We start from the raw sequence: 18009 nt of genomic DNA on the forward strand, positions 1-18009 counted from the left end.
TGGGCATTGGGAATTGGTAATTGGTAATTGGGAATTGGATTTTACTATTAGTCATCACATCTGGCCCATTACCCATCACCCATTACCCATTACCCCATCCCCCCACTCAGCACTCAGCACTCAGCACTAAAAAATGGGAATACTCAAACAACTACAGCGGCGAACACCTCTAGGATGGCTGCAACTGAGTCATGAAAAAAGTCGTCTATTGGTAGCATTATCAGGCATTGCCTTTGCTGACCTTCTAATGTTCATGCAGCTGGGCTTTCAGACTGCTCTGTATGACAGCAACACTAGACTACATCGCAGTTTGCGTTCAGACATTGTTTTAATCGGTTCTCAAACCCGTAACCTGCAAAGAATGTCTACATTTTCTCGTCGGCGACTGTATCAGGCAATGGATATACCAGGAGTGAAATCGGCAGAGGCAATGTATGTTAGCAACATGATTTGGAAGAATCCCCAAACACGACGAGATACAGAAATTCTAGTGATTGGGTTGAATCCAGACAAGCCAGCTTTTGATTTTCCAGAAGTTAACCAACAGTTGCCAGAAATCAAGCTACCAGATACCGTCTTATTCGACCGTGCTTCTAGAGGAAATTATCAACAGACCATTGCCCAACTTGAGTTAGGTAAAACTGTGAAAACCGAAGTTGAAGGTCGCACAGTTACTATTAGTGGTTTATTTAAACTAGGGGCTTCTTTTAGTGCTGACGGTACTATAATCACCAGCGATCAGAACTTTTTGCGGTTATTTCCTCACCAACTTGCTTCTAGTGTCAATGTCGGTTTGATTGAAGTGCAACCAGGCTTTGATCAAAAGCATGTGGTAGCAGCATTAAAAGCACGTCTCAAAGATGATGTTAAAGTACTAACCCACGCCGAATTTATTCAGTTTGAGAACGACTTCTGGAGGGTAAACTCTCCAATTGGATTTATTTTTAGCATTGGTGTATCGATGGGTTTCGTGGTTGGTGTGATTCTTGTTTATCAAGTCCTCTCCACAGATGTTAATGCCCACGTTAGGGAATACGCCACCTTTAAAGCAATGGGGTATCGCAACTACTACCTGTTAGGTGTGGTGTTTGAAGAAGCTGTGATTTTAGCCGTGTTGGGATTTATTCCAGGAATCACAGTATCTTTCGGACTTTACCATTTGACTGGCATAGCTACCAACTTGCCCATATATATGACCGCTATTCGGGCATTGCAGGTACTAGTACTCACGATTATCATGTGTACTCTTTCCGGTGCGATCGCCACTCGCAAACTCCAAGCTGCTGACCCCGCTGATATGTTCTAAAAAATGGGGACTGGGTATTGGGGGTTGGGTACTGGGTATTAGGAAGAAAAGATAACCAACTGACTACTCCCCAATCTCTAGTCCCTAATCCCTAGTCCCTAATCCCCAGTCCCATGAATAAAATTATTTCCATCCACAACCTCAGCTATTACTTTGGTCAAGGTACACTGCGTAAGCAAGTTTTATTCAACATCAACCTGGAAATCTATGCTGGTGAAATCGTGATTTTGACTGGCCCATCTGGTTCTGGTAAAACTACCCTTTTGACTTTAGTGGGTGGACTGCGTTCTGCTCAATCTGGTAGTTTGCAAGTTTTAGAAAGAGAACTTTGTAATGCTAGTGTTGAACAATTAGTCCAAGCACGACGCCATAACGGTTATATTTTCCAAGCACACAACTTACATGGTAGTTTGACGGCACTCCAGAACGTCAAAATGGGTTTAGAATTGCATAACCATATTGGGCAACAACAAATGCAAACTTGGTCAGTGCAAATGTTGGAGCAGGTAGGATTAGGAAATCGCCTCCATTATTATCCCGATCAACTCTCAGGAGGACAAAAACAAAGAGTGGCGATCGCCCGTGCTTTGGTCAGTCGTCCTCGAATTGTACTAGCGGATGAACCCACTGCTTCCCTTGATAGTCAATCGGGTCGAGATGTGGTTAACTTGATGCAAAAACTTGCTAAAGAACAAGCCTGTACAATTTTAATGGTTACTCATGACCATCGCATTCTAGACATTGCCGATCGCATCGTTCACATGGAAGATGGCAAGCTCGTGCAGGAAGGCAGCATCCAGCAAGCAGTCCCAATGAAAAAATCATCGCATCTAGGATTTTAGCCCTCCACGATCACTCTTTCCAGAAGATATTCCCAAACCCTTGCAGCGCAAGGCTTTACGCAATAAGCAATGTTTCTGGCTTTGTGTGAGAACTTAAAGTTTCAAACCCTAATTTTATCTGGGTTTCAGATTTTGCTTTTGATTTTTCTCTGACCAAAGTGATATAGGAGTCACATACTCAACACCTTCAAGTCAGTCAATCACAGGAAAATCCTACAACCAAGCATCCAAAAGGAATATTGCCTACTCCCTACTCTCTTTTTCAAGTCAGGAGGCTGCCAATTAAAAAACTCTTCTTTTTGACATTTATTCACACTTTCGTCGTAGTTTTGTAATGGTTCTGTCACAACTGTATGTGATATTGAATTTGTATTTGGTTACAAAATGCTTTTTTTGGGTTAAAGGCGGGTTTTCCTGCCTTTTATTTTTTTATAGGTTTATTTCTATGATTATCATCATTAGACCTCTTGCAAAAGTGTTTTTTGCACTCTTGTGAGAAAAGGGACTCATGTTAAAGGGGAAAGGAAAATACCAAACCTTTCCACCTTTCCCTTTCCCCTTTTCCCGACTTCTGCAAGAAGTCTATTGATCTTGACTTAGATGAAATACGTTGCATTTGTAGCGAGAGTGGAAGCTTTTGTAGTCTGGTAGCTTATCGTATGTCTACGGTCTACAAGAAATGTAATTTTATGGAAGTGTAATACCAATTTTATGTAAGGTTGCGCTTGATTTGCGTCCAGGAAACTCATGAATTGCCCCTACAGTATGTAATTTTTCGTTAGTGCTATCAGCGCAACTTCATACAGACTTGGTATTATTCCTGATGATAGCTGTGTTGACGACGGCAGAAAGTACTTTCCAAGATTAAAGTTTTTCAATTTATTAGAGCCATTTTACCCAAGAAGCGATCGCCTGAGTTAGTATAGTTTAGTTCCGAAAGCACTGCTTAATATTACTTAAGATATTGTATTGTTTTCCCTAAAATCTGCTTCGGTTGGGAAACACTAGCTATCATAAGCTAGTCTGTTGGTCAGCAGAAGTTCAGAGGTTGTTTTATAGGTCTATGACTACCAAGGATCGCACTGGAAACTCCCAAAATAACTTGCTCTGTCTCGGCATTAAAGGGTGGAAACCCAATGGCCGTACGACAAAGTTGTTCATGGGCATATTTGCCTCCTTCCCTGTCACCTTGGCATTGCCAGTAGATGCTTTACAAGTACAGGTGGCTCCGAGTAATCCGACATTGGGGGATACTCTGTCTGTGGTAATTAATCTAGATAATTCCAACAATGGCAGCAATCCAACAGTGGCTGTTGGCGAAAAAACTTATCCAGCGTTTGCAATTGCACCCAATAAGTATCGGGCTTTGGTACCGACAACGCCACTGGAAAAGCCAGGAACCAGAACATTTAAGATTTCTGGTGATGGACAAGTGCAGAATTTAGCAGTGAAAGTGAGCGATCGCAAATTCCCAGTACAACGCATTACCTTGCCACCGGGAAAAGCCGGGGTAGATGCGACCGAGTATGAACTCAAGCGTGTAGCAGCTTTTAAAGCCTTACAGACACCAAAAAAATATTGGAATGGCCCCTTCCTCAAACCAAATGCTGGGCAGATTTCTACAATCTATGGTGTACGTCGCTACTATAATGGTAAATTTGCAGAGGACTACTACCATCGTGGCGTTGACTACGCTGGTAGTGCGGGTTCGCCCGTAACTGCTCCAGCTGCTGGGCGGGTTGCTTTGGTAGGCAAAGTATCCCAAGGATTCCGAATTCACGGAAACGTAGTTGGCATTGACCACGGTCAGGGCGTGACAAGCATTTTCATGCACCTCAGTCGCATTAATGTCAAAGAAGGCGATATTGTCAAACCTGGTCAAGTAATTGGTGCAGTCGGTTCAACAGGGGCAGCCACTGGCCCACATTTGCATTGGGGTCTGTATGTCAACGGACAATCTGTTGACCCAGTACCCTGGCGAAACAAGGTCTTTGAATAGTAAAGACGATTTGAGTATGTCCGTGCATAATTTGTATATTGTTCGCCAATAACCAGGCAAATAAATTAAATTGATACCGTCCCTACCTTACTTGGGTGGCTTTATAAAGAAGATGAGCGTTATGAGTATTGAAAAAATTGTGGATCAAGCTCTCCAGGATGGCTATCTGACACCAGCAATGGAAGCAGAAGTTGGGCGAATCTGTGATAACGCATCGGAACTCTCTATTGAAGAGTACATGGCGCTGGATCGACTGATGGGGGCGCTATTGACAGGTGAGGTAGTGGCGGTTCCTCGCAAACAATTTATTAACGTCATGGAAGAATTGGTGCTGACCGAAGCGATCGCGCGAGTAGCAGAAATTGAGGCTACCAGCGAAAGCTCTCTGGATGTGGGAGACATTGCCGCTTATGCTCTGAATAGGCTGCCGCCCTTGTACGCTACCACAGGAGAAGGTGCTAACTACCAACGCCAACGCGCTCAGGCAGACCTTGAAGAATTAATTTCCCAGCAAGTAACTGAGGCGATCAACCGTAGCCTCCATCAACCCAATGACAACAGAACACCGATCCCCAAAAACACTGGTAATGAAGTTCTGCGCCAAGTGAGTACCTTACTCCAAGTTTACGCACCTTCCTTTGAGGAAAAATCACAATATTAAAGTCAGTGATCATTAGTCATTTGTCATTATGTCAGTTGTTTTTTACTAATGACAAAAGACTAATGACCAAGGACAAAAAAAACTCATCAATCCCGCACCATTACCGTAGTACCTAATTTTACCTGCTCATACAATAAGCGGACATCAGGATTACGCATCCGTATGCAACCGTGGGACACAGCAGTTCCCATGACTCCAGTATCCGGTGTCCCGTGAAAACCGATTTGATTGCGTCCATCTGACCAAAAACCAATCCATCGTTCTCCCAAAGGACTATCACTACCAGGCGGAAATACTTTGCCAGTAATGGGGTGACGCCAAATAGGATCGTGTTGCATATGGTTGATTTTGAAAGAACCTGTAGGTGTCTCCCAACCCTTCTTACCTACGGCAATGGGGTAGCTGGCTATCACCTCATCTCCTGCATAAACATAGGTGCGGCGATCGCTTAAATCTACCACTACTTGGGTCTTCACAGATGCTTGCCTATTAGATGATTTTTGTTGGTCTGAAGCTTGGAGTAAGAGAAGCTTAGGCTGGTCGGCTTTAGAATTGTGCTTTTGTCCTGGAGCTACTAGGCGCATCTTTTTGCCTACATCAGTTACCTCAGCTACATTTTCACTCTCTGTAAATGATTTATTATCAGGCTTGACAGTAGGAGATTTTAGTGTGGGAGTCTTGTTTTCAGTTTTTCTTAAGGTGGCTTCACCAGGAAGTGTAGACGCCCCAAAAGCGGTTTCCCCTAAACCACCTAATTTTCCTCGCGAACTGTCTGTGCGGCTTCCTGTAGCGTCAGCTGAGTTCTCAAACTGCCGTTGAGTTGATGCGATCCGCCAATGGACAGCTAGTGATAACATGGCTGTACCAAAACAGACAAACATTACTAGACGCGCTACAGATTCATTTCTTACCATTACCATCGCCTATTGTTTATCCCTGACATATCCAAATGACTTATTGGATGCACTCATGATCCGATTATCAAGAATTTATAAATTCTTATCTGTTCTCTTATAACTCTTTCAGTATTTTTGGGCAAACTAAGGTTATGCCGACATCCCGGCAAACAAAATTCTTGGCAAAGAAATTTATTCACTAGTGCAACCTCCAAGTGCAGCCATCAATCATTAATAGTGTGGGTGGGAGAAAGACCATGTTTGAAAAACTATTGCTAGCGCTCACGATTACATTGTCCCTCAATTTCTTTTTTCAAGTCCGCTTACCCGATCCAACAAAAACAGGTACTATTTACCAGCAGCACACAGAAACATCAACAACAATTCTAGTAACAAGACCGGAAAAATAACATATTAGTCGCTACAGCTACTTGATAATAATTAGTAATTCGTAATTAAATAGGTGGACATAATTAATTGTAAAATGATAACTAGGAAAACCCGCTCATCACCTAACTTTTTACGAAAAGTGCTGAAACCCTCATCAAGGCTAGGAGTAGGGTGTAGGGAACTGAAGAAAGTCTTATACCATTTCACATTCCACATACCGTGAAAAGTCAGGCTCATCACAGGGCTTTTCTCTCTTGCCTTGTGCCCTAGCCTGCGGCAAGCAGCTACGCGTCTACGGCTTGATGCAGTGACCCTCTTACGTCGCTACCGCGCTTCGCAATCGACGCAAGGCTTAAGATGTGCGACTACTTCACCTTCTATCCCTGTTTCCTACTTAAGACAGATGCCAAAAAGCTTGATACAAGAGTTTTACTATTTAGGGAACTGAGATTTGATCACAACAAAAGCAACGCGCCTCTTGCTTTTTTCCCTTTTTACTCCCAATTACTTAATCTTTGTTACCTCTAAACCCCAAAGGCGATCACGAGTTAGCCAATCTTGTCACAAGAAAATTTTTCTTTTGGGCTACGTCAAAGGGTACACTGCTACAGGAGCAAAAAGCGGCTTTCAATTGGATAGCTGTATTTTTCCTTTTATATAAGTAGAAAATCATACATTCCGTTTTTTGTCAATGGTAGGTGGTCAGATGACGTTAGTTGCACAAGTGTACGTAACATTGCTGTGCCCAGAACAAGTGGGCAATAATAGCTGAAAGAATTGCATGTAATCGTTCATAGGAATAATGGACTGTTTCTACAGCCATGAACATGCTCAAAATTATATACTTCAGTGTTCCAGTCATAAATCCGTCACTGACGCAGGAACATCGTGCCAATTAGCAGGTCTAATAGATAGGGATGATTTACAGCCAGTACGATCTATGAGTCAATCGATTACTGTATCCTGGTCAACGTTTGATGCAAGGTATCCGGAAGCATCGGTGCAAGTTGACAAACTCTCTAACCACGATTTAATTTTGCGCTGTCAAGTGGGGCAGCGTCCAGATCGTGTTGCCTTTGCAGAGCTATTGCGCCGCTATCAGACGCAAGTTGATAGAGTTTTGTATCACCTGGCTCCAGACTGGCCTGACAGAGCCGATTTGGCTCAAGAAGTTTGGATTCGAGTGTATCGGAATATCAACCGATTACAAGAGCCGTCTAAGTTTCGGGGCTGGTTGAGCCGTATTGCGACCAACTTGTTTTACGATGAGTTGCGTAAACGCAAGCGGGTTGTTAGTCCTTTGTCGCTGGATGCTCCGCGCTCGGTAGATGATGGCGAGATGGATTGGGAAATTGCTGGAGACACTCCAGGCCCAGAGGAAGAACTGACAACTAGAGAGTTTTACGAGCAATTGCGCGAAGCGATCGCGGATTTACCAGAGGTCTTTCGCACTACTATTGTCCTGCGAGAAATCGAAGGTATGGCATATGAAGAAATTGCCGAAATCACAGGTGTTTCTTTGGGCACAGTCAAGTCGAGAATAGCCAGAGCTAGATCCAGATTACAAGCTCAGTTGCAAAATTATCTTGATAGCTAATTGACAGTACTCTGACTCTGCCTAATGGCAGAATTAAAGCATTAATGAAGAATGATTTTGAAATACATAGCACTACGCCATTAGGAATAAAATTGATCAATTTCTCAGGATTGCTCGTTGTTTTTCCCCGTACATAAATTGGCAATAATGCTAAAATGACTACTGATTCTCCATTCTCCAACCGTTCTCTCTGGCAAAATCACAAAAATTTGTCAGAAGGAATGGCACAGCATACCAATGAATCAACGGGCGCTATGGATATGATGAAGCGCGATCGCTTCGAGTTATTAAGTGCTTATCTAGACGGTGAAGTTACAGCCGCCGAAAGCAGGCAAGTAGAAGAATGGCTAGCAAACGATGCTGCTGTTCAATGTTTGTATGGGCGATTATTAAAGCTAAGGCAAGGGTTGAAAAATCTGCCAGTGCCAGCAGCCCAACCGCCAAGTGAAGTTGCCGAGCAAGTATTAGGGCGTTTGCGCCGCCGTCCCCGGTTAGTTTGGGTATTTGGCGGTGCAGCGATCGCTGCTTGTGTTGTTGGTACATTATCTGGCTTACTACCAGGTGGTGAATCCAAGCTGCAACTGGCGCAAAAACCAATCAGCAAAACTGCACAAACTACCACAACGCCTGTAGCTCCAGTTTCACCGCTGATGGTAGCTTTAAACAACCCAGTGATTGAAATTCCCAAAGCAGCGGTGGTTTCTCCACAAAAGCCAGCAGTTTTAGAGAAACCCCGACCAAAGGTAGTGGAACCAGACATAAATTAATCGCCAAGCGGGCGTTCAATCAGAACTCACAACCCCGCTTTGTGGTTAAACCGCGACCACTCCACCAACCATCAGGTTGGGGGATGCCGCCCAAATTGTCAACTAGCTCCAGAGTCATCAAATAGACCCAAGCTCGACCCAAAGATAACCCATGTAGATTATATATCTCTACTTGCTGACGATTATAGAGGTTTTCTGAGATTTGTCTAGTGGGCTGGTAATCTTCCAGTTCGTCTAGGGTGTCTAAGATGCTGCGATCGGCAAAAGAGAGTAAATAACCGTGAACGGGGTAATCTCCAGTTGTCATCGCCGGGTAACCCATCGGCAGAGCAAATAATTTGCCTAGGGCAACTGCTCTAGTGGCATCAACCACCTTGTGACTACAGTATCTACCATAATTAGCTTCACCTGGTTTGAGCGTACCGTAAACAAAGACTCGCACTCCGCCAGAAAAATTTGCATTTGATTTAGCCATCCTCGTGTTAACCAACTCCTTCTCTTGCCTACCATCATCTACAATATGGAGGCAGACACGATTACAGACCCAGTAGGAGAACTTTCGGTGGATTCGCGATATATCCCAGCAGAGATTGAGGAAAAATGGCAAAAAACATGGACAGAACAAGGCTTAGATAAAACACCAAAAAACAGCAACAAGCCAAAATTCTACGCTTTATCCATGTTCCCCTATCCATCGGGCAGCCTACATATGGGTCACGTCCGTAATTATACAATTACCGATGTAATTGCTCGTCTCAAGCGAATGCAAGGCTATCGGGTATTACATCCAATGGGTTGGGATGCCTTTGGCTTGCCAGCAGAAAACGCCGCCATTGATAGAGGAGTTCCACCAGCAAAGTGGACTTATCAAAATATTGCCCAAATGCGGCAACAATTGCAGCGTCTTGGTTTATCCATCGACTGGGATAGAGAAATTGCTACCTGTTCGCCAGATTATTACAAGTGGACACAATGGATTTTCTTGCAGTTTTTGCAAGCGGGTTTAGCTTACCAAAAAGAAGCCGCAGTCAACTGGGATCCTGTTGACCAAACTGTACTGGCAAATGAGCAAGTGATCGATGGACGTTCTTGGCGTAGTGGGGCTATAGTAGAGCGCAAATTGTTGCGTCAGTGGTTTTTCAAGATTACCGACTACGCTGAAGAATTGCTCAATGACTTGGATAAGTTGACAGGTTGGCCAGAACGCGTCAAATTAATGCAAGCCAACTGGATTGGTAAATCCACAGGCGCGTATTTGGAATTTGCGATCGTCGGCAGCGATGAAAAAATCGGTGTGTATACCACACGCCCAGATACAGTTTACGGTGTCAGCTACTTGGTATTAGCACCAGAACATCCTTTAACACAGCGCGTCACCACAAAAGAACAAAAAGCAGCAGTAGAAGCCTTTATTAAGGAAGTTACTAATCAAAGTGAATTAGAACGTACTGCTGAAGACAAACCCAAGCGAGGCATTCCCACAGGCGGTAAGGCAATTAACCCGTTTACAGGTGAAGAAGTGCCCATTTGGATTGCTGACTATGTGCTGTATGAATATGGTACTGGGGCAGTCATGGGTGTACCGGCACACGATGCACGAGATTTTAAGTTTGCCAATAACTATAACTTGCCGATTGAGTTTGTCATTGTAGAACCAGAGGCAGTTGCAGATGTGGACTTCCAGCAGGAAGAGCCACCTTTAATCATGATTGATTATGATAGTGCATATACCGAATCAGGAATTTTAATTAATTCTGGCCCCTTTAGTGGTATGAATTCCACAGATGCCAAGCAAGCAATAGTTAAGTTTGCTGAAGAACAGGGATTTGGCAAACTGCGAGTACAATATCGCTTGCGGGATTGGTTGATTTCGCGCCAACGGTATTGGGGGACACCAATTCCCGTGATTCACTGTCCTAATTGTGGCATCGTGCCAGTTCCTGACAAAGATTTGCCAGTGCAGTTACCAGAAGAAGTGGAATTTACCGGACGCGGCGGTTCACCATTGACTCAGTTAGAAAGCTGGGTGAATGTACCTTGTCCAACTTGTGGTACACCAGCAAAGCGGGAAACTGACACGATGGACACTTTTATTGATTCCTCGTGGTATTTCTTGCGATTTACTGATGCGAAAAACGAACAGCAGGTTTTCGATTCCAGTAAAACTAACGACTTGATGCCAGTAGATCAGTACGTGGGTGGAATTGAACACGCGATTTTGCATTTGTTGTATTCCCGCTTCTTTACCAAGGTACTGCGCGATCGCGGCTTGTTAAACTTTGATGAACCATTCCAACGTCTGTTAACTCAAGGTATGGTGCAGGGTTTAACTTATGTAAATCCCAACAAAAGCGATAAGGATAAATGGGTTGCCTTTAATCTTGTAGATCCTGCTGATCCACGAGATCCGAAGACAGGTGAACCACTGCAACTTGTGTACGCTACCATGTCCAAGTCAAAAGGCAACGGTGTCGCGCCGGAAGAAGTGATTGCCAAATATGGTGTAGACACAGCGCGGATGTTTATATTGTTTAAAGCGCCACCAGAAAAAGATTTGGAATGGGATGAGGCGGATGTAGAAGGACAATTCCGCTTCTTAAATCGGGTGTGGCGATTGGTTACAGATTACATTACTGCTGGGGTATCCCGTGAAAATGCCAATTCCGATTTAACTAAGTCAGAAAAGGATTTACGTCGAGCAATTCACACTGCTATCAAAGCAGTTTCAGAAGATGTGGAGGACGAATATCAATTCAACACAGCTGTTTCAGAATTGATGAAGTTGAGTAACGCCCTAACTGATGCTAACTGCAAAGATTCACCAATTTATGCAGAAGGTATCCAGACTTTGGTGGTGTTGCTGGCACCTTTTGCACCTCACATTGCTGAGGAATTGTGGCATTTAATGGGTAAGAGTGATTCAGTTCACACTCAAACTTGGCCAGCTTTTGATGATGCGGCGTTGGTAGCTGATGAAATCACTTTGGTGATTCAAGTGATGGGCAAAACTCGTGGTGCAATTCAAGTGCCAGCGCAAGCTGATAAAGCTGCGTTAGAAAGGTATGCCCGTGAGTCAGAAGTTGCCCAGCGTCACATTGAAGGTAAAGAAATTAAAAAAGTGATTGTGGTGCCTGGAAAGCTGGTAAATTTTGTAGTTGGCTAAAAGGATCTCTAAAAAGGACTGGGTTTCACTCCAGGACTTACACAAAAAATAGCCGAACTCTTATTTTCATATAGCGGCAATTCATGAATTGCCGCTACAATGCATTATTTTTTACATAGTACAAGCCTTGCTTGTTAAGACATGAATAGATGATAAAACTGAAACACAAAAAGATTTTTAACCGAGTCCCCTGCTATACATGTGAAAGCACTTGAGTGTTTTCTGACTCAAGTGCGAATGGGTATAACTCTATACCAACTCACTTGTTTGATGCAATATCTAAAATCTGCAAGACACTCCGAAAAAGAAGCACTGCAAGAATCACTTGTAACAAACATTTGGTGAAGTGGTATCACTCCTTGCATGATTAAGGATATCTCTTATGAGCTAAAATTTAACATCTAGAAAGTGACAGTTTATTAACTGACACTAGTCAATAACCGCAGTGAAGCAATAGTGTCAAAAATCACAAAGTAAATTTATATAAAATTTTGATATTTGGTATAAAAAGGTTTTAAAAGTATGTATATATCGCAAAACAACAGCGATCGCATATCCAACGCAGATATGAGTTGTCACTAGAGTTAACCTCAACCAGTTTTAGCAAAATCTCAAATCCCTATTTTGTATCAAACTTCCGGCTTCGATATATAGCGCAACAGTTGCACTGCCCAGTACAAAAATGTACAGTACAGTATTACTGGAGAAAGCCATTTTAGCCTTTGCAAGTGTAATTCTAGATGAGACAGCCCTAATAATAAAGCATCATCTAAGAAACTAAGCAAGAAGGGTAATAACTGATTCGGAAAATTCTGTACGAGGCTTTTTAAACTAATATTCATTACCTTAACTTAGCAAATTCGTTTGTGAAACATTCACAATCTTGAGACATAAATGAAACAATCAATAGGTTGTATTTCTGTGTTCACAGGGCTTACTTGCGGCATGAATTTATCATAAAAAACTATATTTATAGAAGAGGATTCCTCAAGCTGAATTGATGTCTATTGTTTATGATGTAGTAACTCAAACAATCATGACAACCATCCAAACAACTTTGGTTCTTGGTATGACGGCTGATGGAAAGATTAAACCTGTAGATCCAAAATCACCGGGTTATATCTATCCAGCTGATCAAGCACATTTGGAGTATCAAGCATCTTTGGCGGATCTATTTCTGGTGGGAGCAACGACGATCCGAGAAGAAGGACAGACTTATACAATTCAAAATCCTGAACTGTTAGCAGCGCGTAAAGTTCGGGGTCAATCTCCCCAGCCTATTACTTGTGTGGTTTCGGGATCGCTTAATCTTAGTCCCGATATGCCTTTTTTCAACCAGGATCTTGAAAGATGGATCTTCACAACACGATCTGGTTTGGAGAAGAATTCCCAAACCGCAACCATAAAAAAGCAAGCTGATGTAATTGAGCTAGGAGATACAGATTTAGACTGGGATCGAGCTTACACCTTGATGGCAGAACGGGGTATCCGCAAGGTTGTTGCTTTGGGGGGTGGTGCTTTAACAGCTGCCCTAGTTGATGCAGGGCGAATTGACGATTGGTGGTTAACCATTTGGCCTACGATTTTCGGAGGAAAGGACGCACCTACCCCAGTGGAAGGAAAGGGTTTGGTTCCCTTGAATGCCCCTCACCTTGAACTCATTGAAACTCGTCAGCTTGGCAGTGAGTTATTTTTGCACTATCGCATACATAAATAAATCTTGCGCTAGTAGTAGCCTGCCAAAAAGATTTTGACAGGCGGGAAAAGGGTAAGGGGTAAAGGGTAAAGGTTTTTAATTCCTTTCCCTTTCCCCTTTTCCCTTTAAGCGGTCTTCACCTGTCAGCATTTGCGTGGTGAACTAGTAGGTGTGTTGTCGCGCAACGCACCCTTCGGCTGCTTCAGCATAACTGATTTTCGGTGCGTTAGGACGTTCCGTCCATAACGCACCCTACTATATTAAAAAGTATTAATTGCTAGGGGAACCCATTGATAGCGTAATCGTCTGTATAAATCAAGCACGTACGTATAACTAATATAATTTTCAATAACCATTACAAAAAATAAATTAGCTGTAGGGGCGTACAGCTGTACGCCCCTAGCAGTAATAATTTACATTTTTGTTTCGTGAGAGTATTAAAATAATTTATATTTTTTAGTAAAAATACTTAAAAATACAAGATCGCATTTCAGTAATGAATACTCTAATGATTTATTTTCAAGGACTTCCGGAAACAAAAGACCATGTTAGGAAATTTATATAAGGATTTACTCAGTAACCAACTCATGAACTACCACATGATCGGTAAGGTACTACAAGCACGTTACCAAATCGTCCAAAGCCTAGGTGCAGGGGTATTTGGACAAACATATATTGCGGTTGATATAGATTACCCAGATAATCCTAAATGTGTGGTTAAACAGCTAAAGGTTAACAATTCTCAACCTAGCTATTTAGATACTTTAAGATTACGCTTTCTCACTGAAACCGAAACTCTCAAGCGTCTGGGACTGCATCAACAAATTCCCGAATTCATCACTTGCTTTGAAGAAAATGAGCGTTTCTATTTAATACAAGAGTTTATAGAAGGACACTCATTGACTGCGGAATTACCCATCAATCAACAATGGGGGTGTGTTTGGACGGAAAATGAAGTTATAGAATTTTTAGAAGATGTCTTAAATATTTTAGAATTTGTTCACTCTCAAGGCGTTATCCATTGCGATATCAAACCAGAAAACTTGATCAGACGTGCTGCTGATGGCAAGTTAGTTTTAATTGACTTTGGTTCAATTCAGTCAGTTGATTTTGGCATAGAAGGGGAATTGCCTATTTCGCGAATTCCTGTGACTTCACTGGGGTATATACCTCCAGAACAATTTATTGGTCAAACACAACCTAATAGTGATATTTATGCTTTGGGTATGATTGCTATCCAGGCTTTAACAGGGATAGAACCACTGCAATTACAAATAGATTCTTATAGTAATGAAATTATCTGGCGTACTCCAAACACCCAAGTTAGCGATTATCTTGCTGCTGTTCTCAGCCAAATGATCCGCTATAACTTCCAAAACCGCTTTCAGTCTGCGGCTGAAGTATTGCGTGTACTCAAACAAATGACAGAGGAAACTGAGGAGCATGTGTCTTCAGAGGTGGCTGTTGAGAATGATGCATCTGATCAAAATTCTGCTTTTGGAAAATCATCGCCGCTACTAACAGGAATGACAGTAGGACTAGCGGCTAATTCTTTGTTGATGGGTTTGGGAGTATATTCTTTGTTGAATACTTCTCCTGCTTATTCTGAAACAGAAACTTTATATAAAGCAACTGAAGAATATCAATCGGGGGATTTGCAAAGCGCGATCGCTTTGGCTAAATCGATTCCTTCTTATAGTAATGTTTATCCAGAAGCTAAAGCCACAATCGAAGAATGGCAACAGCAATGGCAAGTGGCTGCACAACAGTATCTAGCGGCTGAACAAGCTACAAAAGAAGGTAGATGGTCAGATGTTCTAGCTAGTGCTGCGAAAGTTCCAGATATTTTATATTGGCAATCTAAAACAGACAAATTAGTACAGCAAGCAAGGGTCAATATCGAAGTCCAGACGCAAGAGTTATTAACAAAAGCTTATGAAAAAGCTGGGGCTAGAGATTTTTCTGCGGCGTTGGAATATCTGCGGCAAATTCCTAAAGAAAATTCTGCGGGGGCTTTAGTGCAACGCAAGTTAGCTGAGTACAATGAAAAGCGCCAAATTAGAGCAGCTTACTTTTTACATAATGCACAAAAAAGAGCGGCTATTGGTGACTTTAATAGTGCTGTGAAATTTCTGCGGCAAATTCCCAAAAATACTCTTGTTTACGCCCAAGCACAGATAAAAATGAATGAATATACTCAAAAACAGCATTTACAAAATCAAATTCAAAAGGTAGCTTTAGATAAAGTTGCTATTAAAAAAACAAATTCATTTGTTTCTAATAACTCTGCTAATAAAATGACAAATTCTCAACCTAGCAATGATTTACAAGAAGTGAATATTCGGTGATCAAATAGGCAGTAGGGGGAAAGAAAATTTAGCACTGTACATAATTAACGTGAGTTCGATGAACCTCTCCCCAACCCCTCTCCGATGCAGAGAGGGGCTTTAAGCCACTTGGTTAGTAATGAAAAATCAAGCTTTTGAAGCCTCTGACGCCACTTGCTACAAGTCGGGGAACCGCGATAGCGCAGTGGCTCCTCCTTGCAGGGGAGAGGTTTGGAGAGGGTTTTTAAATTCCGTCGAACTCGCATTAATTAACATGGTGCGTTAGGACGAAAGTCCATAACGCACCCTACTGGCTACTGGTTGGTGGAATTAGGATTTGGCAATATTGGTACGATTATGGGCTTTGTTTGTTGGCTTTGTAGTTGAATTTGGGCTTGTTTGCGGGCGTTGATTGCTTGTTGGTAATTAGGGTTATATTTAATTGCTTGGTCATAAGATGCGATCGCGTCTTTAAACCGTTTCAAATTTAATAGTGCATTGCCTCGACTATACCAAGTTTCGTAAGAGTTTGGTTGATAACGAATTGCTTTATTATAAGCTGCGATCGCTGCTTCGTATTTTTGCAAATTGTATTGGGAATTTCCCATACTATACCAAACTTGATAATTTTTTGGCTGAATGGTTGCGGCTTTATTATAAGATTGCACTGCTTCTTCATATTGTTGGTTTTGATGCAGCGCCCAACCACGATTATACCAAGCTTGATAGTTGTTAGGATTATATTTAATTACTTGATTAAATGATTCAATTGCTTCTGGGTAACGTCGCAAGGTGGTGAGGATATTTCCCCTAGATAACCAACCTTGATAATAATCTGGTTTGGATTGCACTGCTTTTTCATAAGCTGTCAAAGCATCTGTATAACGATTTAAATTTACTAAGGCATTACCACGATTGTACCAAGCTCGCTCATCGTTTGGTTTAATTTCGATAGCTTTGTCGTATGCAGCGATCGCTTCTTCATATTGTTTTAAATTATGCAGGGCTAAACCCTTTTGATACCAAGCTTCATAATAATCTGTTTTAAATTCTATGGCTTTATCAAAAGATTTGATTGCATTATCATACTGCTTCAAACTAGTAAAAACTTCTGCTTTGGCATACCAGACTTCCGGGTAATCGTTATCCAGTTGTAAAGCTTTATCAAAAGAGGCGATCGCTTCTGGATATCGCTGTAAGTTTTGCAGAGTAAAACCTCTGCCACTCCAAGCTTCTACATAGTCTGGCTGAATTTGAATTGCTTTGTCATATGCTGCTAGTGCTTCTTTATATCGTTTTAATGCAGATAAGGTTTTACCTTGACCATTCCATCCTTGAGCATAATCTGGTCTAATATTAACTGCTTCTTGATAAGCTGCTAGCGCGTCTTGATAGCGTTGGAGTTCAAAAAGTGTATTGGCTTGTTTATTTAATTCTGTTGCATTATTAGCATTAATATGATTAACAACAAATACAGATGCTACTCCAGTTGCTCCAATTAAAAATATCGCTAATAATAATTTGAGCAACAGTCCTTTTTTATGTTTACTGGCTGTGAGATTTTTTGGCTGCAAAGCAGGACTTATAGCTATAGTACCGGATGCTGGCTGTGTTAATGCTTTGAGTGCTTGTAATGCAGCAGTTGCTGAAGGGTAGCGTTGTCGAAAATCATAACGCACCATTTTATCTATAAATTGTGCAAATTCTGGTGAGACTTCGGTTTGATTTTGCCAGATAATTTCATTAGTTTCGGCATCTTTTCCTAGTTGGTCGGGGTATATTCCAGTCAATGCTTGAATTGCAATTATTCCCACAGCATAGATATCACTGCTAAATTTTGGTGTACCTTGAGCTTGTTCGCTGGGGATATATCCAGGAGTACCGATGGCAACAGTAGATTTAGTTTGTCCTTGGGGAGTAATCACTTGGGTAGTGATTTGTTTAACTGCCCCAAAGTCAATTAAAATCAATTTTCCATCTTGCTGGCGTCTGAGGATATTTCGCGGGTTGATATCGCGGTGAATTACCTTTTGTTCATGGACAAATTCTAAAACTTCCAAAATTTCTTGTAACAGCAAAATCACCTGGATTTGACTCCAGGTTTTTCCTGGTACTAATTCTGTACTCAAATCGTGACCTTCAATGAATTCCTGTACAAGATAAAATTCGGCGTTTTCCTCAAAGTAAGCTAAAAGTTGCGGGATGCGATCGTGAATACCCAATTTATACAGAACTTGAGCTTCCGTATCAAATAAACGCCTAGCTGTTTCTAAAGTTACTGGGTCACTTGCTTGAGGCTTGAGTTTCTTGACAACACATTGAGGTGATCCTGGTAAGTGAGTATCAGAAGCGACAAAAGTTTCAC

At 42.0% G+C, this 18009-nt stretch carries 13 protein-coding genes; 9 read left to right on the top strand and 4 right to left on the bottom strand.

All coding sequences use genetic code 11. From position 1 onward, the window contains the following. Positions 1-133: 133 nt before the first annotated feature. The 4 genes from devC (at position 134) to I8748_RS15785 (ending at position 4808) form a co-directional block, all read left to right on the top strand. Positions 134-1306 carry an ABC transporter permease DevC gene (gene devC / locus I8748_RS15770; protein WP_198125525.1) on the top strand — a complete coding sequence of 391 codons (1173 nt, stop codon included), beginning with the start codon at positions 134-136 and terminating at the stop codon, positions 1304-1306. 113 nt (positions 1307-1419) lie between these two features. Next, on the top strand, positions 1420-2148 hold the full coding sequence (locus tag I8748_RS15775) for a DevA family ABC transporter ATP-binding protein (protein WP_198125526.1): 729 nt from the start codon (positions 1420-1422) through the stop codon (positions 2146-2148). A 1063-nt stretch (positions 2149-3211) separates the two neighbouring features. Beyond that, positions 3212-4147, top strand: coding sequence for a M23 family metallopeptidase (locus tag I8748_RS15780; RefSeq protein ID WP_198125527.1), 936 nt, complete (start codon positions 3212-3214; stop codon positions 4145-4147). Positions 4148-4268: 121 nt separating this feature from the next. Continuing rightward, positions 4269-4808, top strand: coding sequence for a late competence development ComFB family protein (locus I8748_RS15785; RefSeq protein ID WP_225896434.1), 540 nt, complete (start codon positions 4269-4271; stop codon positions 4806-4808). Positions 4809-4894: 86 nt separating this feature from the next. Here the strand turns inward: I8748_RS15785 and I8748_RS15790 are convergent, their stop codons facing one another. Together I8748_RS15790 and I8748_RS34610 are read right to left on the bottom strand one after the other, a co-directional pair. Next, complete coding sequence (locus I8748_RS15790) at positions 4895-5728, bottom strand: L,D-transpeptidase (protein ID WP_198125529.1); 834 nt, start codon at positions 5726-5728, stop codon at positions 4895-4897. A gap of 417 nt (positions 5729-6145) precedes the next feature. Next, positions 6146-6331, bottom strand: a complete 186-nt coding sequence (locus tag I8748_RS34610) for a hypothetical protein (RefSeq protein ID WP_214662591.1) — start codon at positions 6329-6331, stop codon at positions 6146-6148. 703 nt (positions 6332-7034) lie between these two features. Here I8748_RS34610 and I8748_RS15795 point away from each other — a divergent pair. Together I8748_RS15795 and I8748_RS15800 are read left to right on the top strand one after the other, a co-directional pair. Next, positions 7035-7691, top strand: a complete 657-nt coding sequence (locus tag I8748_RS15795) for a sigma-70 family RNA polymerase sigma factor (RefSeq protein WP_198125530.1) — start codon at positions 7035-7037, stop codon at positions 7689-7691. Positions 7692-7846: 155 nt separating this feature from the next. Further along, entirely contained in the window at positions 7847-8458 is a 612-nt protein-coding gene (locus tag I8748_RS15800; RefSeq protein WP_198125531.1) for an anti-sigma factor family protein, read from the top strand. Positions 8459-8477: 19 nt separating this feature from the next. On the opposite strand, the gene I8748_RS15805 is transcribed toward I8748_RS15800, so the two are convergent. Next, a complete protein-coding gene (locus I8748_RS15805) occupies positions 8478-8933 on the bottom strand; it encodes a gamma-glutamylcyclotransferase family protein (protein ID WP_198125532.1) in 456 nt (151 codons plus the stop codon). An 87-nt stretch (positions 8934-9020) separates the two neighbouring features. Between I8748_RS15805 and leuS the strand changes: the two genes are divergently transcribed. The 3 genes from leuS to I8748_RS15820 all read left to right on the top strand — a co-directional run bounded on the left by leuS (position 9021) and on the right by I8748_RS15820 (position 15665). Beyond that, entirely contained in the window at positions 9021-11621 is a 2601-nt protein-coding gene (gene leuS, locus I8748_RS15810) for a leucine--tRNA ligase (protein WP_198125557.1), read from the top strand. Between the two features lie 1000 nt (positions 11622-12621). Further along, the gene (locus I8748_RS15815) at positions 12622-13338 is read left to right on the top strand and encodes a RibD family protein (RefSeq protein ID WP_225896435.1); all 717 of its coding nucleotides are present in this window, start codon (positions 12622-12624) and stop codon (positions 13336-13338) included. A 566-nt stretch (positions 13339-13904) separates the two neighbouring features. Further along, positions 13905-15665, top strand: coding sequence for a serine/threonine-protein kinase (locus I8748_RS15820; protein ID WP_198125533.1), 1761 nt, complete (start codon positions 13905-13907; stop codon positions 15663-15665). A gap of 293 nt (positions 15666-15958) precedes the next feature. Here I8748_RS15820 and I8748_RS15825 read toward each other — a convergent pair. Further along, positions 15959-18009, bottom strand: a 2051-nt coding sequence (locus I8748_RS15825; RefSeq protein ID WP_198125534.1) for a serine/threonine-protein kinase, incomplete at its 5' end; no start/stop codon positions are given.

The organism is Amazonocrinis nigriterrae CENA67 (genome assembly GCF_016056305.1).
Lineage (GTDB): Bacteria > Cyanobacteriota > Cyanobacteriia > Cyanobacteriales > Nostocaceae > Amazonocrinis > Amazonocrinis nigriterrae.